18 protein-coding genes are annotated in these 23,825 nt (G+C 65.5%); 13 read left to right on the plus strand and 5 right to left on the minus strand.

From position 1 onward, the window contains the following. Positions 1 to 66 precede the first annotated feature (66 nt). The 6 genes from ABZW16_RS05975 to ABZW16_RS06000 all read left to right on the plus strand — a co-directional run bounded on the left by ABZW16_RS05975 (position 67) and on the right by ABZW16_RS06000 (position 10,068). Positions 67 to 4,599, plus strand: a complete 4,533-nt coding sequence (locus ABZW16_RS05975; RefSeq protein ID WP_354952676.1) for an amino acid adenylation domain-containing protein — start codon at positions 67 to 69, stop codon at positions 4,597 to 4,599. Beyond that, complete coding sequence (locus ABZW16_RS05980; protein WP_354952678.1) at positions 4,596 to 5,552, plus strand: ATP-binding cassette domain-containing protein; 957 nt, start codon at positions 4,596 to 4,598, stop codon at positions 5,550 to 5,552. The genes ABZW16_RS05975 and ABZW16_RS05980 overlap by 4 nt, the downstream gene beginning before the upstream one ends. Continuing rightward, positions 5,549 to 6,313 (plus strand): ABC transporter permease, encoded by a 765-nt coding sequence (locus tag ABZW16_RS05985; protein WP_354952680.1) that lies wholly within the window; start codon positions 5,549 to 5,551, stop codon positions 6,311 to 6,313. Before ABZW16_RS05980 ends, ABZW16_RS05985 begins: the two co-directional genes overlap by 4 nt. Beyond that, on the plus strand, positions 6,310 to 7,074 hold the full coding sequence (locus tag ABZW16_RS05990; RefSeq protein ID WP_354952682.1) for an ABC transporter permease: 765 nt from the start codon (positions 6,310 to 6,312) through the stop codon (positions 7,072 to 7,074). Before ABZW16_RS05985 ends, ABZW16_RS05990 begins: the two co-directional genes overlap by 4 nt. Before the next feature lie 87 nt (positions 7,075 to 7,161). Further along, on the plus strand, positions 7,162 to 8,931 hold the full coding sequence (locus ABZW16_RS05995) for an MFS transporter (protein WP_354952684.1): 1,770 nt from the start codon (positions 7,162 to 7,164) through the stop codon (positions 8,929 to 8,931). 42 nt (positions 8,932 to 8,973) lie between these two features. Beyond that, entirely contained in the window at positions 8,974 to 10,068 is a 1,095-nt protein-coding gene (locus ABZW16_RS06000; protein WP_354952686.1) for a DUF6545 domain-containing protein, read from the plus strand. Positions 10,069 to 10,070: 2 nt separating this feature from the next. On the opposite strand, the gene ABZW16_RS06005 is transcribed toward ABZW16_RS06000, so the two are convergent. Further along, complete coding sequence (locus ABZW16_RS06005) at positions 10,071 to 11,039, minus strand: ABC transporter substrate-binding protein (RefSeq protein ID WP_354952688.1); 969 nt, start codon at positions 11,037 to 11,039, stop codon at positions 10,071 to 10,073. 286 nt (positions 11,040 to 11,325) lie between these two features. Between ABZW16_RS06005 and ABZW16_RS06010 the strand changes: the two genes are divergently transcribed. After that, positions 11,326 to 11,682, plus strand: a complete 357-nt coding sequence (locus ABZW16_RS06010; RefSeq protein ID WP_354952690.1) for a hypothetical protein — start codon at positions 11,326 to 11,328, stop codon at positions 11,680 to 11,682. Positions 11,683 to 12,058: 376 nt separating this feature from the next. Continuing rightward, positions 12,059 to 12,445, plus strand: coding sequence for a Uma2 family endonuclease (locus tag ABZW16_RS06015; RefSeq protein WP_354952692.1), 387 nt, complete (start codon positions 12,059 to 12,061; stop codon positions 12,443 to 12,445). Between the two features lie 41 nt (positions 12,446 to 12,486). Here ABZW16_RS06015 and ABZW16_RS06020 read toward each other — a convergent pair whose 3' ends face one another. Together ABZW16_RS06020 and ABZW16_RS06025 are read right to left on the minus strand one after the other, a co-directional pair. Further along, positions 12,487 to 14,523, minus strand: a complete 2,037-nt coding sequence (locus tag ABZW16_RS06020; protein WP_354952694.1) for a M13 family metallopeptidase — start codon at positions 14,521 to 14,523, stop codon at positions 12,487 to 12,489. Positions 14,524 to 14,618: 95 nt separating this feature from the next. Further along, positions 14,619 to 16,661 (minus strand): M13 family metallopeptidase, encoded by a 2,043-nt coding sequence (locus ABZW16_RS06025; RefSeq protein WP_354952696.1) that lies wholly within the window; start codon positions 16,659 to 16,661, stop codon positions 14,619 to 14,621. A gap of 346 nt (positions 16,662 to 17,007) precedes the next feature. Between ABZW16_RS06025 and rplN the strand changes: the two genes are divergently transcribed. The 5 genes from rplN to ABZW16_RS06050 all read left to right on the plus strand — a co-directional run bounded on the left by rplN (position 17,008) and on the right by ABZW16_RS06050 (position 19,887). After that, a complete protein-coding gene (gene rplN / locus ABZW16_RS06030) occupies positions 17,008 to 17,376 on the plus strand; it encodes a 50S ribosomal protein L14 (RefSeq protein WP_040686591.1) in 369 nt (122 codons plus the stop codon). A gap of 1 nt (position 17,377) precedes the next feature. Next, a complete protein-coding gene (gene rplX, locus ABZW16_RS06035; protein WP_354952699.1) occupies positions 17,378 to 17,695 on the plus strand; it encodes a 50S ribosomal protein L24 in 318 nt (105 codons plus the stop codon). A 1-nt stretch (position 17,696) separates the two neighbouring features. Further along, positions 17,697 to 18,260 carry a 50S ribosomal protein L5 gene (rplE, locus tag ABZW16_RS06040; protein ID WP_354952701.1) on the plus strand — a complete coding sequence of 188 codons (564 nt, stop codon included), beginning with the start codon at positions 17,697 to 17,699 and terminating at the stop codon, positions 18,258 to 18,260. A 4-nt stretch (positions 18,261 to 18,264) separates the two neighbouring features. Beyond that, complete coding sequence (locus tag ABZW16_RS06045) at positions 18,265 to 18,450, plus strand: type Z 30S ribosomal protein S14 (protein ID WP_062983162.1); 186 nt, start codon at positions 18,265 to 18,267, stop codon at positions 18,448 to 18,450. Between the two features lie 156 nt (positions 18,451 to 18,606). Then, positions 18,607 to 19,887 (plus strand): Fic family protein, encoded by a 1,281-nt coding sequence (locus ABZW16_RS06050; RefSeq protein ID WP_354952703.1) that lies wholly within the window; start codon positions 18,607 to 18,609, stop codon positions 19,885 to 19,887. Positions 19,888 to 20,179: 292 nt separating this feature from the next. Here the strand turns inward: ABZW16_RS06050 and ABZW16_RS06055 are convergent, their stop codons facing one another. After that, the gene (locus ABZW16_RS06055; RefSeq protein WP_354952705.1) at positions 20,180 to 20,830 is read right to left on the minus strand and encodes a Uma2 family endonuclease; all 651 of its coding nucleotides are present in this window, start codon (positions 20,828 to 20,830) and stop codon (positions 20,180 to 20,182) included. 81 nt (positions 20,831 to 20,911) lie between these two features. Next, on the minus strand, positions 20,912 to 23,719 hold the full coding sequence (locus ABZW16_RS06060) for an AAA family ATPase (protein ID WP_354952707.1): 2,808 nt from the start codon (positions 23,717 to 23,719) through the stop codon (positions 20,912 to 20,914). Between the last annotated feature and the right edge of the window lie 106 nt (positions 23,720 to 23,825).

Below are 23,825 nucleotides of genomic sequence, written 5' to 3' on the forward strand. Positions count from 1 at the left end.
CTGCTTCCGATCGGCTCGCCGGATGAGTGGCGGTGTCGCGGTGACCATCGGTCGAAAGGCGGTGCGATGACGGTGGACCGGAGCGTTCCGGCCGAAATCGAGGATGTGCTGGCGCTCAGCCCGCTGCAGGAGGGCCTGTTCTCGCTGGCGCGACTGGCCGCCGACGGGGTCGATCTGTACACCATGCAGTTCGTCATCGATATCGGCGGTCCGATCGACGTGCCGATGCTGCGGCGCAGCGCGGAGGTGATCCTGGAGCGACACGCCAACCTGCGGGCCTCGTTCTGGGATAAGGATCTACCCAAGCCGGTGCAGATCGTGCCGACCTGGGTGGATCTGCCGTGGCTCGAAATCTCGGCCCGGCCGGAGGAATTCGATGCCATCGCCGAGGCCGAACGGCAGCAGCGGTTCGACCTCGGTCGCGGCCCGGCCCTGCGCATTACGCTGGTCGCGCTGCCCGATGAGCGGCGTCGAATGATCGTCACCGCACACCACATCCTGATGGACGGCTGGGCGGTCGCGGTGTTCTTCCGCGAGCTCATCGCGGTGTACGAGGCCGGGGGACAGGCGGATTCGCTACCGCCCGCCCGGCCCTACCGCGACTACATCGGCTGGCTCGCCGCACAGGACGCCGCCGCGATCACCCGCAGCTGGACCGAATACCTTGCGCCACTGAGCGGTCCGCTCATGCTCGCTGGTGGTACGGCGACCGAGGTCGGCGCGGCGATTCCGCGCCGCAGCCGATTCGGCTTGGACACCGCCGAAACCGCGCGGCTGGTGCACTGGGCGCGGTCGAACGGCCTGACTCTCAATACCGTTGTGCAGTACGCCCTGGCGGTCGTGCTCGGCAGACTCACCGATCGACGCGATATCGTTTTCGGCACCACCATCTCCGGTCGCCCGGATGCGCTGCCCGGTGTGGAGACGATGATCGGGCTGTTCATCAATACCGTGCCCGCCCGCGTCCTGATCGATGGCACCCGCACGGTCGCCGAGCAGTGCGTGCAACTGCAGCGCGAATCGGCGGCCATGCGCGATGCCGGATACGTGAGCCTGTCGACCATTCAGCGCGCGGCCGGTCACGGTGCGCTGTTCGATGTGCTGTTCGTCTTCGAGAACGCGCCCATCGGCGCGGCCACCGATCCGATCGTCACCGCGAATGGCACTCGCTTCCTGCCGGTCGCAATGGAAAGCCTGGTGCACTACCCGCTTTCGGTCGTCTCCTACCTGAACGACGGGATACTCGTGGTGATGCTGGAGGCGATTGCCGAAGCGCTGCCGCACTTTTCGGTCGCCGATATCGGCGCGCGGATCCTATCGGTGCTCCGCCAGCTGCCCGACCATGGCGATGCGAGTCCCGATACGGTGGATGTGCTGCTGGCCGAAGAGAAGGCGCGATTCGGGATCGAATCGCCGTCGAGTACTGCCGGGCCAGGAGTCTACGAACTATTCCTGAGCCAGGTCGACCGGACCCCGGACGCAGTTGCATTGAGAACCGGCACCGCGCGCTATTCCTACCGTGAGCTGCGGGAAGTTGCCGGGCAGCTGGCGAGCGAGCTCGTCCTGCACGGCATAGGACCGGAAACGGTTGTGGCCCTGATGCTTCCGCGATCAGCCCGATCGATTGTCGCGATCCTCGCAGTGCTGGAGGCGGGTGGTGCCTATGTGCCGGTGGATATTTCGGCACCGGCAGCGCGCATCGCATCCATCCTGTGTCAGGCGAGCCCGAAACTCGTCCTGACAGTGGGCGAGTGCGCACACCTGCTCGGCGAGAACGAGCGCCCGCTAGTGGTGCTCGACGACCCCGCCGTTGCCGAGCGGATCGCGCACCATCCCATTTCGCCCTACCGGCCGATCCACCCGGAGACCGCCGCGTACCTGATCTTCACCTCCGGCTCCACCGGCGAACCCAAGGGCGTCATGGGCACGCACGCCGCCCTCAGCAGCTACTTCGCCGATCACCGAGACCGTGTCTACCGTCCGGCCGTGGCCCGGCTCGGCCGCCGACTGCGGATCGCACACGCCTGGTCGCTGAGCTTCGACGCCTCCTGGCAGCCGATGATCGGACTGTTCGACGGCCACGCGGTGCATCTGTTCGACGAGACCGAAATGCGTGATGCGCAGGGTCTGGTCGCGGGCATCGTCCGGCACGAGATCGATATGATCGACACCTCGCCGTCCATGTTCACCCAGCTGGCCGCGGCCGGTCTGGTGGACGGTGAGCGGCTGACCGTGCTCGCGCTCGGCGGTGAGGCCATCGGTGCGCCCATGTGGGAGCGGCTGCGCACCCTGCCCGGCACCGCCGTCTACAACTGCTACGGCCCCACCGAGACCACCGTCGAGGCGGTGGTCGCGACGGTGAACACCGGTCGCGACCAGCCCGGGAATGCGCAGCCGAGCATTGGCGGACCGGTGGATCGCATGTCCGCCTACGTCCTGGACGCCATGCTCCGGCCGGTGCCGCACGGCGTCATCGGTGAGCTGTACCTCTCGGGTGCCCAGGTGGCGCGCGGTTATATCGGTAAGGCCGCCACCACGGCCGACCGCTTTGTCGCGAACCCCTTCCGACCGGGTGCGCGCATGTATCGCACCGGCGACCTGGTGCGGCAGTTGCCGAATGGCGACCTCGCCTATTTGGGCCGGGCCGACGACCAGGTCAAGATTCGCGGCTACCGGATCGAAATCGGCGATATCGAAACGGCTTTGCTGCGGCTGCCGCAGGTGCGTGCGGGCGCGGTCGTTGTGGTACAGCGGCCGAGCGGCCCCAGCCTCGTCGCCTTCGCGGTCGGTGCGACGGCCGATGCGGCCACACTGCGCGCCGACCTCGCCGAACGGCTGCCCGGATATATGGTTCCGGCCCGGATCATTTCGCTGCCGGAGCTCCCGGTCACCGCCAATGGCAAGCTCGATATCCGTGCGCTGACCGCACTCGGCCAGGAGGCACTGGCGGGGTCGGCCGGTCGCACCCCACCGAATACCGATACCGAGCGGACGCTGTGCCGCGCCCTCGCCGAGGTGCTGGGTGGGACAGCGCCCGGCATCGATGACGACTTCATCGCGCTCGGCATGGACAGCATTGTCGCCATCTCACTGGTGAACGCGGTGCGCCGTGCCGGGCTATCCGTCAGCCCGGCCGTGGTCATGTCCAACCACACTGTCCGTGACCTGGCCGTCGCCATCGATTCCCGTGCGGCACAACAGGAGTCGGTGCGCACCCCGGTCGAATTCGGTGAGGTGCGTCCGACGCCGATCATGTCCTGGATGTACGAGTACGGCGGTTTCCGCAGGCTCGCACTCTCGACGCTGATATCGCTGCCCCCCGAACTGGACCGGCCGCAGTTGGAATCGGTACTGCAGGCCCTACTCGATGCCCACGACATGCTGCGCGCCCGGCTGACGACGACCGCGGACGGGCACCGGCTCGAAACCAGGGCGCCGGGCAGCGTGCGCGCCGCCGATATCCTGCGGGAGGTCCCGGCACCCGGCGACTTTGCCGCCGTGCTCGCGCAGCATTCGCGCGCGGCGATCGACCGTATCGATCCGCTGACGGGCACCATGATGCAGGTCGTCCGCTTCGAGGGCACCGACATACTGCTGCTGTCGATCCACCACCTCGCGGTGGACCCCGTCTCCTGGCACATCATCCTCGCGGATCTGGCCGATGCCTGGTCACAGCTCAGCGCAGGCCGAATCCCCACCATCGCAGCGGAATGCACCAGCTACCGAGGCTGGGCCGAACTGTTGCACGAGCGCCGAACGGCACCAGAAGTACTCGCCCAACGCGACTTCTGGACAGCGCAGCTGACCGGCCCCGATCCGGAACTCGGCCGGCGCCACCCGGATCCGACCCGCGACACCTGGTCCTCCTACCGGATCACCCCATCGTTCGCGCCGACCGACCGCACCCGCCGCATCCTCGACCGCCTCGGCGCCGATATCGGCATGCACGAATTCCTGCTCACCGCACTGACGATCGCACTCACCACCTGGCGATCCGAACGAAACCAGGACGCCGCCACCGGCGCACTGGTGGCCCTGGAGGGACACGGCCGCGAAGACGCCACCGTCGGCGGTGTCGACACCGCTCGCACCGTCGGTTGGTTCACCACCGTCTATCCGCTGCGCGTCGGCGCGGGCTCGGCACTCGACATCATCGGCGCCGAAGCCGATCCGGCCGAGGTGGCGAGTCTGCTGAAAGCCATTGGCACCCAATTGGACAGTATCCCGAACAAGGGCTTGGACTACGGCCTGCTCACCTACGGTGACACCGCGCCGCAGCGCGATCCACAGGTGATGCTCGACTACCTCGGCCGCATGGACCTCGCCGCCAACGCATCGCGACCATGGTCCCCGATCACCGATCTCGGCCTGCACCAACGCCTTCCGATCGCCCCCGAACCGGATATGCCGCTGCGCTACGCCATCGACCTCGTCACCGCTGTGTACCCCGGTGCCGACGGACCCCAGCTGGCCACGCTGTTCCGCTGGAGCGACGCACTTTTCGATACCGCGGAGATCGACCGCTTCACCACCATCTGGCAGCGCTGCGTCACCGTGGTGGCCGCCGCCATGCCCAACACAGCACCGGGAGAACGATGAACGCGACCGATAACGCCATTGTGGTCGAGGACGTCCGCAAGTCCTTCGGCGACGTCCACGCAGTGCGCGGCCTCACCTTCGCGGCAGCCGCCGGGAGTGTGCTCGGAGTGCTCGGCCCGAACGGCGCGGGCAAGACCACCACGGTCTCCATACTGTCCACGCTGACCAAACCCGATGCGGGCCGCGCACTGGTGGCCGGATACGACGTGGTGCGCGAGGCCGCGGCCGTGCGCGCATCCATCATGCTCACCGGCCAATACGCGGCGCTCGACGAGGTGCTGACCGGCCGGGAGAACCTGGTCCTGTTCGGCCGCCTGATGGGCCTGCGCCCGAAACAGGCCAGGGTTCGCGCCACCGAACTGCTCGAACAATTCGACCTGACCGCGGCCGCCGACCGCCGCGTCGGCGGCTACTCCGGCGGTATGCGCAGGCGCATCGATATCGCCTGCGGCCTGGTCCGCCCGCCGAAGGTCGTCTTCCTCGACGAACCGACCACCGGCCTGGATCCGGTGAGCAGGCAGGGCGTCTGGTCGCTGGTGCGTTCGCTGCGGGAACAGGGCGTGACGATCCTGCTCACCACGCAATACCTCGAAGAGGCGGATGCGTTGAGCGACAACATCATCGTCATCGATAAGGGCCGGGTGATCGCCGAGGGCACCGCGGATGAACTCAAGGCCCGCTCGGGTTCGAGCTACTGCGAGGTCGTTCCGGTCGACGCGGCCGACGTGCCCGCCGTTGTCACCGCGCTCCACGGCCTCGGCGCGGTCACCGTCGCCGAATCCAAGGACCGGGTTTCGCTGCCCGCGCCCGACGGCGCGGCCACGCTGGCCGAAGCGTTGCGCCGCATTACCGACGCCCGCATCGAACTCATCGATATCGCCTTGCGCAGACCATCGCTGGACGAGGTCTTCATCGAGCTCACCACCGACGCACCGGCAGCGCTGACCGCATGACCGAAATATCCCCGATACCAGCCGGAATGCAATGGAGCGCACTGAGCGGGCGCACCGTGCGCGCGGCATTGCGCGAGGGCGACCTAGCCTTCGGCTGCCTCGCCCCGATGATCTTCTTCCTCTGTTTCTATGTCCCGCTGCGCAAGTCGATGGAGCAGACCGGTGCCGACTACGCCCAGTACCTGCTGCCGGTGATCGTGCTGCAGAGCATGTTCTTCACCGCCATGTCGGCCGGTGATCGCGCCGCCCGAGACACCTTCAGCGGCATGGGAACTCGCATGCGCTCCATGCCGGTGCGCTCCTGGATCCCGCTGGCCGCCCGGATGTCGGCGAATCTGGTCCGCGCACTGGCGGGGCTCGCCGGAGCGCTGGTGATCGGCACTGGCTTCGGCTTCCGATTCCACGGCGGGGCGGCGGCTCTCACCTTCGTCGCACTGTCCTTGGCCTTCGGTGTGGCGCTGGTGATCGGCGCCGACGCACTCGGCGTCGCCACCGGTAAGCCGGAGATCGGCGCATCGGCACTGCTGGCGCCACAACTGCTGCTGATCATGATGTCGACGGGTTTCGTTCCGGCGGAGGGCTTTCCGGGATGGATCCAGCCTTTTGTGCGCAATCAGCCGGTCTCCCAGGCGGCAGCCGCACTGCGCGATCTCGCCGCGGGCGATTACACCTCGGCCGTCGCGATCGCGCTGGCCTGGATCCTCGGCCTGATCGTGGCGTTCACCGCCGTCTCGGTCCTGGTGGAAGGGCGGCGGCCATGAAGACACTGATCGACCAGAGTCTCGTCGAAACGGGCCGACTGCTGCGGCGCTGGCCGCGCGAGCAGGAGGTGCTGACCTCCACGCTGATCCTGCCGGTGCTGCTGCTGTTGATGTACCAGCTGGTGCTCAACAAATTCCTCAGCGCATCCTCCGGTGTGGACACCATCTACGGTTTCGTCCCGATGATCGCGGTCACCGGCGCGATGTACGGCGCGATGGGCACCGGGCTTTCGCTCTACGCCGAGCGGGAAAGCGGTCTGCTGCGGCGCTTTTGGGTGCTGCCGGTGCACCGCGCGGCCGGACTGATCGGCAGATTGCTCGCCGAATGCGGGCGCACGCTGATCGCCACAATCATTGTGGTCGCGCTCGGTATCGCGCTCGGCTTGCGCTTCCACCAGGGCTGGCTGGGCATGCTCGGTGCGCTCGCTGTTCCGGTGCTGCTCATACCGGGTTTCGCGACCATGGTGATCACGGTCGGCGTCAGCAGAGCGGGCAATAAGGTCGTGCAGCTGTTCTCGGCGCTCGTCCTGCTCGGCATGTTCTTCAATTCCGGCTTCGCTCCGGTGCAGAACTATCCGGGCTGGCTGCAGCCGATAGTCCGAGTCCAGCCGATGAGCTGTGCGATCGAGGCGATGCGCGGCTGCACGATCGGCGGCCCCGTTGCCACCCCGCTGTTGCAGACGATGGCCTGGTCCATCGGGCTCGCCGTGGCCTTCGGCGCGTTCGCCGTTCGCGGCTACCGCAGAGCCGCCGAGAGCTGAGACTTCTCACTGGGTGGGCCCTCGGCTTGTTCGTTACATCAGCTAACTATATAGTTTGCTGAGGTAATAACTCAGCAAGGGGCTGCCGTGACGATTCCATCCGCCGATCTCGATCTCGGTGATGTCCAGACCATTCGCCGTCGCCTGCGCTACGACCGGGATCACCCGCACTACAAGTGGATCGTCCTGACCAACACCACCCTCGGTGTGCTGCTCAGCGCGGTCAATGCCTCGATCGTGTTGATCTCGCTGCCCGCGATCTTCCGCGGCGTCGGGCTGAATCCGCTGGAAGCGGGCAATGTCGGCTATCTGCTGTGGATGCTGATGGGCTATCTGCTCGTCACCGCCGTGCTCGTGGTGATGTTCGGGCGGCTCGGCGATATCTTCGGCCGCGTCAGGATCTACAACCTCGGTTTCGCGGTCTTCGCGGTGACCTCGGTCGCGCTGTCGTTCGATCCGTTCCACGGCGGATCGGGTGCGATGTGGATCATCGTCTGGCGCGTGCTGCAGGGCATCGGCGGCGCCATGCTGACGGCCAATTCGACAGCCATCCTCACCGACGCTTTCCCCGCCAAACAGCGCGGCACTGCACTCGGCATCAATATGGTCGCCGCGGTCGCCGGTTCATTCCTCGGACTGATCATCGGCGGTGTGCTGTCGGAATGGGATTGGCGCGCGGTGTTCTGGGTCAGTGTGCCGATCGCCATCGTCGGTGCGATCTGGTCCTACCGCTCGCTGCACGAGGTGGGAACGCGCACCAAGGGCAAGGTCGACTGGGCGGGCACCATTACCTTCGGACTCGGCCTCACCGCACTGCTCACCGGCATCACCTACGGCATCCAGCCCTACGGCGGCCACCCCACCGGCTGGTCCAACCCCTGGGTGCTCGGCGCGGTGCTCGGCGGCATCGCCCTGCTCGCGGTGTTCTGCGTGGTGGAGACCAAGGTCGCCGAGCCGATGTTCCATCTGTCGCTATTCCGCAACCGCGCCTTCGGATTCGGCAACTTCGCCAACCTGATGGTCTCGATCGGTCGCGGCGGTATGCAGTTCATGCTGATCATCTGGCTGCAGGGCATCTGGCTGCCGCTGCACGGCTACGACTACGAATCGACCCCGCTGTGGGCCGGTATCTACCTGCTGCCGCTGACCGTGGGATTCCTTGCCGCCGGACCGGTTTCGGGTTGGCTGTCGGACCGCTACGGTTCGCGTCTGTTCACCACCGGCGGCGCGACGCTGGCCGGGCTCACCTTCCTGCTGCTGCTCGTCATCCCGGTCGACTTCAACTACTGGGTCTTCGCCGCGATCGTGCTGCTCAACGGCATCGGCTGCGGACTGTTCTTCTCCCCGAATACCGCCGCCATCATGTCCAGCGTGCCCGCGGCCCAGCGCGGCGCGGCCTCCGGTATGCGCGGCACCCTGTTCAACGGCGGCAATGCGCTGTCGATGGGAATCTTCTTCTCGCTCATGGTCATCGGCCTTGCCGCGAGCCTGCCCTCGGCGCTCGACAGCGGCCTGCGCGCCCAGGGTGTGTCCGCGGGTGCTGCGACCCAGCTCGCCGACCTGCCGCCGGTAGCGAGCATGTTCGCCGCCTTCCTCGGCTACAACCCGATCCAGGAATTGCTCGGCCCCACCGGCGAATTGGCCAAGCCCGGCGTCAATGCCGACACCCTCACCGGTCAGGAGTTCTTCCCGAATCTGCTGACCGGACCGTTCCACTCGGGCCTGATCGTGGTGTTCGTATCCGCCGCGCTGATGATGTTCATGGCCGCCGCATCCTCGTACTTCGCTGGCAATAAGTACGTCGAGGACGAACAGGCCGAACTCGCCGAGGCCGAGGAACTGATCGCGGTGCGCTGATCGAATCGCGTTCGGCCCCTTCGGGTTCTAGGGTCGAGCGCGATGAACAGTGTGCCGCCCGTGGTCGGAGTGTCGACGTTCGTATTCGTTGCCGTGATCACGGCCGCTCGCTGGTTTCTGCTCGACGAGGTGACGATGGATCGGCTCGTCAATCGCGCGCTCGGGTGGAATCTGGCCGGACTGCTGATGGCCGGGCCGGCCTTCGCGCTCGATCATGACGATCTCGGGCACCGGTTGTTCCTCAGCGCCGGGCTCATTGCGGTCGCGTACCTGTACGGCCTGGCACGACTGCTCGATGGGGCGCCCGCCGCGGCGGCGGTCCGCAGACAGCGTCGCTACAACGCGGTCGGTGCGTCGGTCGGTGGCTTGGTGCTGGTCGGCACGGTGACCGAGGGCCTCGGACTGCCCGTCGTCGGCGGGCTGCGCTGGGATGCCGTGATCTGGGCGGGCTCATATCTGCCGATCCTGGCCGCCAGTGTGCTGATCGCCCGCGCTTGCATCCGGGAACTGCGGCTCCCCGGTGCGACGGTGGCCGAGCGGCTGGCCTACTCGGCCCTGCTGACGACTGCCTGCTGCTGGATCGTGTCCTCCTGCGTGGCCTTGGTGCGCGCCGCCATCGGCGTCTCGCCGGAGCAGCCGGGCACCGCCTTCGCCGTGCTGGCCTTCGTGAACTTCGCCGTGATCGCGGTACTGATCTCGTTTCCCGTCGTGGACGCGGTGCTCGTGCGCGCCCAGCTGGATCGAGCGGGCCGGGCCTGCCGGGTGCTACGCCCGCTGTGGCGCGATCTCACGGCCGCGGTGCCGGAGGTCGTACTCCGTGACGGCCCGGTGCATGACGGGGAATCGCTGTCCCGGCTGTACCGCATGACGGTCGAGATCTGGGATGCCATGCTGCACCTGAAGCAGTACCGCGCGGATGCACCCTTCGACGGCGATGTCGGCGGGCGCGCCCTGGCGATCGCCTATGCCGCACAGGCGAAGACCCAAGGCGTCGCACCGGAACCGGTCCGGCACGCCGCGGACGCGGTGCCGGTCGGCACCCGCGATCGGTCCGATGAACTGCGTTATCTGCTCGAACTGGCCGCGCAATGGCCGAAGGCCCGCGCGTTGGCGGGCCTGCGATCCGCGGCGGGCTGAACTTATTTCGCCGCGACGGCGAAGGCTGGCTCCAGCTTGGTCAACAGATAGGGCACCGAAAGCGCGGTCGGCTGGTTGACGGCGCTGATCTCCTGCACCGTCAGGAACACCACCGAGCCCTTGCGCACCGCGGGCAGATCGGCGTATCCCGGCAGCTGTCGGTACTTTTCGTCCATGCCCTGGGAGTATCCGGCCAGCAGCAGATCGGCGGTGAGCTCGTCGACCCGCTCGGGCGATAGCGCGAGCCTGCCCTGATTCGACGGCTTATCAGTCAGGTTCTTCGGAATGCTCAGCCCGAGCTGGGTGAAGATCCTGCTCGATCCGTCGTTCGGATCGGTCAGCACCATCAGCTGCGCCGGGCTGGCCAACCAGGTGCTGGCGAAGGTCTTACCCTTCAGTCCGGGATGCGCCTGGCCGATGGACTGCACCTTCTTGTCCACATCGGCGATCACCCGCGTCGCGGCATCCTCGTTGTGCAGGACCTTGCCGAGCGCGGTCACCTGATCCTGCCAGGACGCGACCGTCTCCTTCGTCAGCGCGGGCAGGGTCGGCGCGACCTTGGACAGCTCGTCATAGGTCTTCTGGTCGGCCAGGAATCCGTCCACCAGAATCAGATCCGGTTCCAGCGCCGCGACCTGTTCGGCGATATTGCCGGTGGTATTCAGGGCCTTCGACGATTCGAGCGCCTTCGGCTCCCACGGCGGCGTGCTCTTGGATATCGAGGCGACATTATCGACATAGCCGACCGGTGTCACGCCGAGCGCCAGTGTCGAATCCAGCCACTGATTCCCCAGCGTGACAATCTTTTTCGGGGTGCCACGGACGGTTGTCGTGCCGCGCGCATGGTTGATGGTGACGGGCGCGTCGCCGTCGGATCCCGCATCATCGCTGGGCGACCCACAGGCGGTAATACCCAGGGTCAGCGCACCGGCCAGCACGGCAACCGCCGCCCGCTGCCAGCTGCCAGACATCCGAACAGACTGCATCGTCACCCTCTCCTCATCGAGTAATTCCCCGACTCGGCTCCCTTCGAGCCGCAATAGAGTAGGTCAGCCTAACCTATATTGATTCCCGCGCCGCTTCTGTCTGCCGCTTGCTGTCACGTCATCTGTCGTGGACCTATTGAACGTACCGCTATATAGCGGTACGTTCAATGGCGTCAATAAATGATCCTCTCGTCCGGGAGGCATCGACGTCGAACCCGTGAGCACGCGGGTCCTCGCACGACTGACGCATACCGAATCGAGGTTAGTTCCGATGAATCAAAAGAGTTCCGCCGGACGCTTCCGGCCCATGGTTGCCCGCATCGCTATCACCTCCGCCCTGGCCCTGGCCCCGATCGCCGCGGTAGCGGGCCCGGCGCTCGCTGACACGACCGACACCCAGGGCCCGGCCATCGTGCTGGTGGATCAGGCCGACGACATCCATGGCCACGGCGGCTGGGGTCATGGTGGCTGGGGTCGTGGCGGCTGGGGTGGCTGGGGTGGTCGTGGCGGCTGGGGCGATTACGACGGTTGGGGCGGTTACGGCGGCTGGGGCGGCTACGGCGGCTGGTTCGGCTACCCGGGCTACCCGGGCTATTTCCCCATGCCCTCCACCGGCAGCGCCTTCTGACCAGAGTCGCCTCGGCGGAGCAAGCCTTCCCCTCGAAGCGCTTCCCGTATGAATTAAGCCCGGCACAGCAGCCGGGCTTATTCACATCCATCCGACGACCTACACCGGCGAAGTAGATCGCAGGTGTGGGTCAGCTGCCGCAGACATGGGCTCTCGATATGGCGAATGGGTAGGCTTCCGTCATGACGATCGGGCCGTCCGGCCATCTGCCGCACGAGATGACCGAGGAGCAATACCGTCTCCTGCCCGAGGACACGGCGCGTGAGATCGAGGTCGTCCATGGGCATGTGATCGTCTGTGAGTCGCCGGTGCCCGAGCATAATCGTGTGGCACGCAGACTGGCCGGTGCAATGGAGCAACTGCCGAGCACCGAGCCGTGTATTCGAGTCGAGACCGGTATCGACGTAGTGCTCTGGCGAGTACCAAATTCACGTTCCGGCGGCCGAATGTCACGGTCTATCGCTGCCTTCCGGAGCGGGGTGCGAAACCCGAGGCCGGTGATGCCCTGATCGTCATCGAGGTTTCCTCGCCATCCACCGCCGCTGAGGATCTGCTCGACAAGAAGGTGCAGTACGCCCGCGCAGGCATCCCGCTCTATCTGGTCGTAGCTCTCGATACCAAATACGACATCGAAGAGGTCCGTGAGTTCCGGCTCGACGCGCACGCCGCCGAGTACCGCTTGCACCGGTTGCATCGCGACGGATTCGTGCAGCTCGAGCACGTCGTGCTGGGCGAGATCAGTTTCGCTGACCTGGTTCGGTAACGAAACAGCCCGGCGTGGGCCGGGCTGTTACGGGGCGGGGTTCAGAGTGTGATGCGCTGGTTCTCCGGGAGGAAGAGTTTGTCGCCTTCCTTGACGGCGAAGGTGTTGTAGAACTGGGCGATATTGCGGACGATCTGGTTGCAGCGGAATTCGTTGGGGGCGTGCACGTCCTGGAGCAGGCTGATGGTGGATTCCTCGGTCTGCTTTTCCCGCCAGCTGCGGGCGTGCGAGAGGAACATCTGCTGGTAGTCGGGTTCGATGCCCTCGCGCCCGGCGGCGATGCGGTACGCCTCGACGGCGATTTGCAGGCCGCGCAGGTCGGCGAGGTTCTCGCCGACGGTGAGCGCGCCGTCGACGTGATACTTGGGATCGAGCCCCTCGGGTACCAGCACATCGAATTGCTCGATCAGCTGTTTGGTCTTGGCTTCGAATGCGGCCAGGTCCTCGGGGGTCCACCAGTCGCTGCGGTTGCCGTCGGCGTCGTATTTACGGCCCTGATCGTCGAAGCCGTGGCCGATCTCGTGGCCGATAGTGGCGCCGACCGCGCCGTAGTTGACGGCGGTGGTGGCGTCCTTGTCGAAGAACGGCGGCTGCAGATAGGCGGCGGGGAAAGTGATCTGGTTGCTGGTCGGGGAGTAGTAGGCGTTGACGGTCTGCGGTGACATCCCCCATTCGGACTTGTCGACCGGGGTACCGAGCCGGTTGAACGCCTTCTTGGATTCGAAAGCACTTACCGCGCGCAGGGATTCGATCAACTTGCCCCTGGTGATCTGCAACGCCGAGTAGTCGTCCCACTTGTCCGGGTAGCCGATTCTGGCCTCGATCTTGTCGAGTTTGACGATCGAGGCATCCCTGGTCGGCTGCGACATCCACGACGAATGCGTGAAGTTGTCCTTATAGGCGGCCATGAGGTCGGCCACCATCTGCCTGGCTCGGTCCTTGGCGGCGGGCGGAAAGTGCTTCTCGACATACAGTTTGCCGAGTTGGTCGCCGAGATTCTCATTGACGATGCCGACGCCGGACTTCCAGATTTCCGGCCGCTCCTCGATCCCGTTGAGCACCTTGCCGACGAATTCGAAGCGGGCATCGCGGATCGCCTTGGGCAGGAAGCGGGCATACTCCGCAACCACATTGACGCGCAGGTACTCCCGCCACACCGCGATATCGGCATCGCCCCACAGCTGCGCCACCGCGGTCACGAATGAGGGCTGCGCGACCACGATCTTGTCGAACAGCGAGCGTGGCCGATCGGTATTGCCCGTCATCCACGGATCCCAATCGAATTGCGGTCCGAGCGCGACCAATTCCTGCCAGCTCATCAGGTTGTAGGTGGCGTCGGTATTGCGATTGCGCACACTGTCCCAATGCGCCGCTGCGATCTTGGTCTCCAGATCGACCATGCGCTGCGCAATGCCGGCTGGATCGGCGAAACCCGCGCCCGCGGACATCTTCTCGAGATAGGTCTTGTAGCCCGCGAGCTGCTTGGCGTATTCCGGCTTGCGGTAGTACTGCTCGCTGAGCCCGATACCCGATTGGCTGACGGTGGGGATATAGGCGTTGGAGTTCTTGCGATCGATACCGATACCGATGCCGATCAGCCCGGAGATCGGCAGCTCCGCCATGGCCTTGGCCAGATCCGCTTTGGTCGCCGCGCCGTCGATCTTGGCGAACAGATCGGCCAGCGGCGTCATGCCGAGCGTTTCGAAGGTGGCCTCGTCCAGCCGCGCGTCGTAGAGATCGCGAATCTGCTGTGCCTCCGAACCCGCCTTCGGATCCTTGATGGCCTCGATGATCTCGTGCAGCTGATCCAGCGTCCGATCGCTGGCGTCGCTGATCGCGCCGACCGCGGCCTTATCCGGCGGCAACTGGTACTCGCGCAGCCACTTGCCGTTGACATGCCGGTACAGATCGTCCTGCGGCCGGATCGTCAGGTCCGCACCGCCCATATCGACCCCGGCGAGCTGGACCGAACGCGCATCCTTCGAGCAGGAGACCAGGGCGACGGCGGCGGGCGCCAGCCCGAGCGCCACCAGGAAGGCGCGTCGGTCCAGCTGACCGGGACGACCGGTTGATGTCACGGGGATTCCTCTCCCGATGCGGTCCCGCCGCATCCTCGTCAGGGCGATAGTGCTGGCCCGAGGCTACCCGTCGGCGGCCCCGCCAGCCCGTCGGATCAGAGCGAGACGCGCTGGTCCTGGGGCAGGAACAGCTGGTCTCCCGGCTGTACGCCGAAGGTGGTGTAGAACTCGTCGATATTGCGGACCACCTGATTTGCGCGAAACTCATTGGGTGCGTGCACGTCCATGGCGAGTCGCATTTCCTGCTGCTGCACGGTCGCCTTGTTCCGCCAGACACGCGCCCAGGACAGGAACATCGTCCGGTGGTCGGGATCGTCCTTGCCGTCGCGTTTATCGGCGATGCCCAAGGCGGCCAGGGCGATACCGAGACCGCGCAGATCGGCGAGATTCTCCCCGACCGTGAGGGCGCCGTCGACGTGCTTGCTCGGATCCAGGCCCGCGGGGACCAGCACGTTGTACTGCTCGATCAGCTGTTTGGTCTTGATGTCGAAGGCGGCGCGATCCTCGGGTGTCCACCAGTCGCGCAGATTGCCGTCGCCGTCATAGCGCGATCCCTGATCGTCGAATCCGTGTCCGATCTCGTGCCCGATAACCGCCCCGATCGCGCCGTAATTGACCGCGGCCTGAGCGTCCTTATCGAAGAACGGCGGCTGCAGAATGGCAGCGGGAAACGAGATCGAGTTGGCATTCGGGTCGTACATGGCATTCACCAGCTGCGGCGGCATACCCCATTCGGACTTGTCGACCGGGGTGCCGAGCCTTGCCAAATGGCGCTTGGTCTCGAATTGGTTTGCGGCACGGACGGATTCGATCAGCTTGCCGCGGGTGATGGTCAATCCGGAGTAGTCGATCCAGGTATCCGGATAGCCGATCTTCGTGACGATCTTGTCGAGTTTGGCGATGGCGGCCTGCTCGGTCGGCGGCGACATCCAGGTGGACTCGGTGAAATCGGCCCGGTAGGCCGACATCAGGTCCGCGACCATCGCCAGCGCGCGCTCCTTGGCCGTGGGCGGAAAGTGTTTGCCCACATAGAGTTTCCCGAGCACCTGGCTGAGATTCGCATTGACGGTGGCGATGCCGTCCTTCCACGGCTCCTGGCGTTCGCGCAGCCCCTGCAATGCCTTGCCGACGAAATCGAATTCGGCATCGGCAATGGCCCTGGGTAGCAGCGCTGCGAAGCGTTTGACCACCGCCAGCCGCAGATACTCCCGCCAGGCCGCGATATCGACCTCGGCCCAGAGCTGTCCGGCGGCCGTCACGAACGACGGCTGCCCGACTACCACCCGGTCGAATAGCGAATGTGGCCGGTCGGTGGTACCGGCGAGCCACGGCTCCCAGTCGAATTGCGGTGCGAGCGCGGTCAATTGGGGCCAGTCGAGCGGGTTGTAGGTGGCATCGGGATTGCGCAGTCGCACGTCGTCCCAGTAACCGGCGGCGATCCTGGTCTCCAGGTCGAATACGCGCTGGGCGGTGCCCGCGGGATCGGCGAAGCCCACACCCGCGGCGACCCGCTCCAGGTAGGTCCGATAGGCCGCACGCTGCTCGGCGTATGCGGGCTTGCGGTAGTACTGCTCACCCATATTCGGATCGATACCGGACTGGGAGATGGTGGGGACATATCGGCCGGAATTCTTCGGATCCACCCCGACGTCCAATCCGATCAGCCCGCCGATCGGCAGCCCGCCCATCACCCGCGCGAGATCCGCCTTGTTCGCCGCACCATCGATCGCGGTGAGCAGATCGGCCAGCGGGGTGAGGCCGAGCCGCTCGATCTCGGCGGAATCGAGTCGGGCGTCGTAGAGATCGCGGATCTGCTGTTCGGCGGATCCGGCCTGCGGATCGTGGATGCCCTCCACGATCTCCCGCAGCTGCAGTTCGACGCGATCGCTGACCTCGTCGAAGGTGCTGTAGGACGGCTTATCCGGCGGCAGCTGATAGTCACGCAGCCAGCTGCCGTTGACGTAGCGGAACAGATCGTCCTGCGGCCGGATGGCCTGGTCTTCGCCCCGCATATCGACCCCGGTGAGCCGCACCGGCTGATCCCGCGAGCAGGAGACCAGCGCGGTGGCCGGAATCACGCCGAGGGCGATCAGGAAGGTGCGACGACCGAGCCGGGCGGAACGCGCGGACGAACTCAAGAGAACCTCTCTTCCAGCGGTGATACGGAATGTGCACAGTTCTACAGGCGATCTTGCTCGTTCTCGAGGGTAGTAACGTCGCAGCTCGCGAGCACTGATCGGCGCGGTTTCACAGCGGAAGCTCAGCCTGCGTTGATGGGCCCTGATTTGGGACCGACCTGGGCATTCACCTACACTGAACCGGTTGCCTGCGGGAGCTATGCCCGCAATCCGGCCGTGAACCCCCAGTGGTTGGGTCATCGAGATCCACATAACCGCTGGCAGGCGCGCGTTCGGGTGGTGACACGACCATGCCCGTCGGGTCGGCAATCCGGCGTGCGTATACATCCAGGTCAAGGAGGCTGAAGTGATTCAGCAGGAGTCGCGACTGCGGGTCGCCGACAACACGGGTGCGAAGGAAATCCTCTGCATCCGCGTTCTCGGTGGTTCGTCGCGTCGCTATGCCGGTATCGGTGACATCATCGTCGCCACCGTCAAGGACGCCGTCCCCGGCGGCAATGTCAAGAAGGGTGAGGTCGTCAAGGCCGTCGTCGTGCGCACCGTCAAGGAGCGTCGTCGCCCGGACGGTTCGTACATCAAGTTCGATGAGAACGCGGCCGTGCTGATCAAGGCGGACAACGACCCGCGTGGCACTCGTATCTTCGGCCCGGTCGGCCGCGAGCTGCGTGAGAAGAAGTTCATGAAGATCGTTTCGCTGGCCCCGGAGGTGCTCTGACATGAAGGTGCACAAGGGTGACACCGTGCTCGTCATCTCGGGTAAGGACAAGGGCGCCAAGGGCAAGGTCATTCAGGCCTACCCGAAGGAGAACCGGGTCCTGGTCGAGGGCGTGAACCGGATCAAGAAGCACGTCGCGAACTCCGCCAACCAGCGCGGCGCCTCCTCGGGCGGCATCGTGACCCAGGAAGCCTCCATTCACGTGTCGAACGTGATGGTCGTCGACTCCGACGGCAAGCCGACCCGTATCGGCTACCGGACCGACGAGGAGAGCGGCAAGCGGGTCCGGATCTCCCGTAAGAACGGGAAGGACATCTGATATGACCACCTCTGAGCAGACCCAGCCGCGCCTGAAGACCCGCTACCGGGCCGAGATCAAGGACGCGCTGAACACCGAGTTCAACTACGCCAATGTGATGCAGATCCCGGGCGTGGTCAAGGTCGTCGTGAACATGGGTGTCGGTGACGCCGCGCGCGACGCCAAGCTCATCAATGGCGCGGTCAAGGATCTGGAGCTGATCACCGGTCAGAAGCCCGAGATCCGCAAGGCCACTAAGTCGATCGCGCAGTTCAAGCTGCGTGAGGGCATGCCGATCGGCGCGAAGGTCACCCTGCGCGGCGACCGCATGTGGGAGTTCCTGGACCGTCTGGTCTCCATCGCGCTGCCCCGTATCCGTGACTTCCGCGGCCTGTCGCCGAAGCAGTTCGACGGCAACGGCAACTACACGTTCGGTCTCAGCGAGCAGTCGATGTTCCACGAGATCGACGTGGACTCCATCGACCGCCCGCGCGGTATGGACATCACGGTCGTGACCACCGCGACCAACAACGAAGAAGGCCGTGCCCTGCTCAAGCACCTCGGCTTCCCGTTCAAGGAGAACTGAGCAAATGGCTAAGAAAGCACTGGTCAACAAGGCCAACAGCAAGCCGAAGTTCGCCGTTCGCGCCTACACCCGCTGCCAGCGCTGCGGTCGCCCGCACGCGGTGTACCGCAAGTTCGGCCTCTGCCGCGTGTGCCTGCGCGAAATGGCGCACCGCGGTGAGCTGCCGGGTGTGCACAAGAGCTCCTGGTGAGCTCGCGCTCATTGTGAGCGCACCCGCATAACTGAGCACAGAACAAGGGCACGGACTCTCAGTAAGTCCGTGCCCTTGTGCGTTTGCTGGGCAAGAACCGATAGCAACGCGACTCCTTATTAAATGTTATCTGTTAACCTTTAATAAGGAGGTGTCATGGCGAAGTTTGTGCAGCTGCGCTGGTCGGGCAATCTGGATGGCAGCGGTCTGTCTCGCAGGGATCGCGGCTCCGGCACCTACCAGGCATATCTGCCTGATCCATTGGTCGGTCGCCCCATCGTTCTGACCAGTGAGACCGCTGCTGATGTCGTCGATGCCGAGGTTGCGATCGCTCGGCACGACACCGAAGCACAGGCGCTGGTCGAAACGGAAGCGTTGTCTCGATTGTTGTTGCGTGCCGAGGCCGTCGCTTCTTCGCGGATCGAAGGCTTGGAAATCGGCGCGCGCCGACTTCTGCGCGCTGAGGCGGCACGGCAGCTGGAAGGTGAATCTTCTGACGTGACGGCCACCGAGGTGCTGGCCAACATCGACGCTATGGCGGTCGCCACCGACGCGGTGCGGCGTGGCCAGCCGATCAGCGAAGACGTTTTACTCGAGGCCCATCGTCGCCTGCTTGCTGGCACCAGGCTCGCGCAGCACGGGGGATGCCTGCGTGACGTGCAGAACTGGATCGGTGGCAGCTCGTTCAACCCCTGCTCGGCCGCTTTCGTTCCGCCGCCGCCGGAATACGTGCCCGAGTTGATGGAAGACCTGATCGCCTTCTGCAACAGCGACGACCTACCCGCCGTCGCACAAGCGGCGATCGCCCACGCTCAGTTCGAGACGATCCACCCGTTCATCGATGGCAACGGCCGCACCGGGCGCGCGTTGATCCATCTCGTTCTGCGCCGCCGCGGCGTCGCAGAACGAGTCATCGTGCCGGTGTCGCTGGTCCTCGCCACTTGGAGCGACAGCTACATCGACGGGCTGAATCGCTTCCGGCATATAGGTGCTGCGGAATCGGCGCAGGCCACCGACGATTTGAACACCTGGGTGGCGCGTTTTGCCGGCGCGTGCACTCGGGCGGTCGAGGATGCGACAGCTTTCGAAGTGAAAGCTGCTGCCCTGCAACGATCGTGGCGGGATCGGGTAGCGCCGGTACGGGCGAACTCCGCTCTGGACTTGCTCTTGGACAAACTCGTCGGAGCCCCGATTCTCACCGTCTCCGCCGCGGCCGCCCTGATCGGGCGGAGCTTTCCCGCCGCGAACGCCGCAGTCGAGCGATTGACCGAGGCTGGAATTCTGCATCAGCTCACTATCGGCCGCCGCAACCGAGCGTTCGAGCCACCCGAAGTGATCACTGCGTTCACCGCACTGGAACGGCGCCTCGCCAGCCCGGACGGCGACACACGAACATCGGATCCGAAACGTCCGGTGCCGCGCCACGCCGCCCGCTAGGCGGTCCGAGACAAGACGCAAAGTCAGCTGGATTTCATCAGGGGAGAAGCGAAGCGAAACGCGGATCGCGTCGTAGTGGGTTCCCGACTACTGGAGAAAGCAATACTGGCAGGATAGTGCCGCGGATGCATTGAAGTCGGATACCGGAAATGAATATTTCGAAGAATCTGATGCAAATGGCGGACGATGGGTTGTGGTTCACGATCTCACTGCCGACAAAGCCCGAATCTTCGCCCGTGGACTATGTTGACCTCGACTCGGTACGGAGTTTCCCGACACCGATTCGCGCGGTTCAGAATTCGAGTTCGGACCAGGGGATGTGGATCGGGAACGGGTGGTCGATTTCGATAGCCTCGGACTCGCTGGGAGACCAGGTGCCGGCGAGGATGTAGTTGGCTTGGTGCAGCACCGTGACGCCGGGTGGCGCCGCGACGTCCGGTGCCAGGACGTAGGCGTGGACATGGGCTATCGCACTTTGCTGGGTCGCGAGGGTAACTTCCCAGTACCACGGAATTCCGGCAGCGGCGTAACGTGCCTTCTTCAGCTCCATGTCGGCGTCTGAGTTGGATGGTGACAGAACCTCACCGACCAAGAGAACTCCGTCGGATCGGACGTACTGGTATGGCTCGTCCAGGCATCGGAAGATCATGAAGTCCGGCGTGACGAAGTCGGATTTTCCTGTCCGCCCGAAGAAAACGTTGGTCTCGGTGCTCACCCTCCAGCACTGCTCGGGGTCCGCAGTCATGTTGCTGCGGGCGCATCGGCGCAGCCCACTCCACAAGAGGTTGGTGAACTCCTGGTGTTCGTCTGGCCCGCGTCGCAACCAGACAACGCGACCGTTCCAGAGTTCGATCTGCTCCGCGATCTCTTCGGGAAGCTGTTCCAGTTCCTCCCAGGTCATGTACTCGGGGAGGTCCGGACGCTTGATCTGCGGACTCGACATGGTGCCATGCTAGCCGGGCGCGGCGACAATTTGCCCTGGTTGCGGCGGCCCGCGAAACGCCGCGCGGAGTTACCCACGGATTCAATGGGGTTGGGGCATGGCTGTCGCGATTTCGCGGCGGGAACGGAGGTCCAGTTTTGCCAGGATGTTCGAGACGTGGGATTGGATTGTGCGGCGGGACAAGTACATTTGGGCTGCGATATCGGTGTTGGACAGGCCCTCGGCGGCCTGCACGGCGACTTTGCGTTCGGTGTCGGTGAGGGCTGCCCAGCCGGACTTGGGGCGGTTGCGGGGGCCGCGGACGCCGCGGCGGATTCCGTAGGGGCGCACGCGGGCAACCGCGCGGGCGGAATCCCAGGATGCGCCGAGGCCGGAATACAGTTCGATCGCGGCGTCCAAGGCGTTGCGGCACTCGGGTCCGCGGCCCGCGGCGGCGAGTAGGACAGCGGCGTTTTCCTGCGCCTGGGCCTCGAACAGCGGGCGGCCGGATTGCCGGAAGACGTCGGCGGAGGCGAGCAGGTCATCGGGATCGGAGTCGGCGAGGCCGCGGCACAGCAGGGCCGTTCCGGTTCGCGATGCGGTCGGCTGTCGGGTGAGGAGTAGATCCGCGCTGGCTGCTACCGACCGGGCCGCAGGCGCGTCACCGATTTCCGCGGCCAGGCGCGCGATATCCGGGAAGATGTAATGCAGTGTGGCTGCGGCCAATCCGTCGGCAAGCCGCTGATGTGCGTCGAGGAGAAGTTCCAACGCCAGCTCAGGGCGACCGTGGGCCTCGGCAGTCAGGGCCTTGACCCACGGATGGAAGTGCGCGTAGCCGATATTGCCCGGTCGATCATCCGGCGCGGGCAGGCCGTCCGGGTCCGGCAGGAAGGTGCCACGGCGAATTCCGATGAGCGCCGCAATGGTGTGCGCAACCGTCGCATACCCGAGCACATCGGGGGTCTGCATACTCGCCGCGCATTCGGCCAGCGCGTCGTCCCAGCGCCCGCCCACCAGATACATCCGCGCCTTGGCGACCAGATTCGAGGACAGATAGACGCCGCGGAATCGGCGGTTGCGCCCGATGGCCGTCTTCAGCACCTCCTCGGCGTCGGCCAGCCGATCGAGTTCGATCAGGCAGTGCGCGTAGAGCGCGTACGGATCGAATTGGTCGGGCCCGGTCCCGTCCTCGAAGAGGGCCGGGATTCGAGCACTCAGGTTCAGCGCATCGTCGAGATGGCCCTCGGTATAGCGCACCGCGCCCACTGCAGTCAGTCCGTATCCGGTGGCCAGCGAATTCTCGGCGCGCTCGCCCAGCGATACGGCCTGCCGACCGGCCTGCTCCGCCGCCGCGAACCGCCCGAGGAAGAAATTGCCGAGTCCCGTCATACCCAGAAATCGGGCGGCGTCCTCGACGCCCAATTCCCTGGTCGTGCCCAGCTCGCTGGCGGACAGCACCTCCTCGGCGACCGCGACGGCATCGGCCAATCGGGCCTGGGCTTGATAGATCTGGGCGAGCAGCCAGCGCAATTCGATATGGCCGCCGTCCTCCGGCTGGGTGAGCAGCGCCTCGCGCACCACCGATTCGGCCTCGGCCGCGTTCCCATCCCACAGCAGGGCATGAATTCTCAGCCGGATCAGTACCGAACGCCTTGCCGCATCGAGATCCGGCGCCGTTGCGACGCGGCTCAACAACCGTTTCGCCAGTTCGGGTGCGCGAACGATCAGCTTGTCGGCGGCACCGATCAGCCAATCGAGGCTGGCCGCGTCCAAATCGCGGTCGGCGACCGACAGATAGTAGGCAACCCGTTCGATCGGCGCATCGGTCGACTGGAGCGCCTGTCCGGCCTGCTGGAGCAGATCCGACCGCAGTGAAGCGGGCAGCCGATTGGCCAATGCATCGCGGATCAGGTCGTGCCGAAACACCAACTCGGAGTTCACCCGGATGAGCAGTCCGCCATCCAGTGCCTCGGTGACGGCGCTCCAGACATCCAGAATCGGGATCTGCAATATCACCGCGAGGTCCGCGACATCGATGGTCGGACCGAGGGCCGCGGCCATCGGCAGCACATCGCGTGTTGGACGGGACAGGAAGTCCAGCCGCTGGGTAATCGCCTCGGCCAAGGACGCGGACGTGTTCGCGACAACAGCGCCCGCGGGATCGGCGGTGTCGGCGATCACCCTGATCGCCCCGTCGCGCACCAGGGCAGCCACCAATTCCGAGACATGCAGCGGATTTCCACCGGCCTCGGCCACCTTCGCCAACAGCCGTGGTCCCGGTTCGGCGCCGATCAGCTCACGCACCAGTTTCGCGGCGTCGGTTGCGGGCAGGGCACCGAGCCGCAGTACCGGGGCCTGCCGGGCCACGAGTTCGGCCGACAGTGCGGCGAAGGCCGGATCGCGCGGCAGCGGCCGGGCCGCGAGCACCAGCAGCAGCGGCAGTTCGTCGACGAGGGTGCAGAGCCGGTGCAGCAGCGTCAGGCTCGACCGGTCCGCCCAGTGCACATCGTCCATGACCAGGGCAATCGGGCCCGCGGCGCACCAGGTGTCGATCTGGTCCAGAATCGCCTCGGCGATGGTCAGTTCATGGGTCGCCGCCACATCGCCCACGCGATCTCCGCTGCGCAGTGCGTCGATCGGGGATGTCGGGCCCGGGTCGTCGAGCCAGGAGCACACCGCGGCGAACGGCACGCCCTGCCGCAATTCCTCGGCGGCGCCGACGCGAATGCGCAGGCCCGCTGCGGCGAATGGATTTCGCATCGCTGCCAGCAGTGCCGATTTACCGATCCCCGGCTCACCCTCGACCAGCACGACGCACCCGTGTCCGGTGGCCGCACGCCGTCCGAGTGCCGCCAGACTCGCCACTTCGACATCGCGACCAACGAGTGCGGTCGCGAAGCAATCCTGCACCCGGGTGAGTGTAAGGGGCGAACCCCGGATTTTGTCCTGGTAGCGACCTTGCCTACACTAGAGCGGTTGCTTGGGCACCTCTGTGCCCGCATGTCCTGGATACAGC

The sequence above is a fragment of the Nocardia sp. NPDC004604 genome, assembly GCF_040609795.1.
Lineage (GTDB): Bacteria > Actinomycetota > Actinomycetes > Mycobacteriales > Mycobacteriaceae > Nocardia.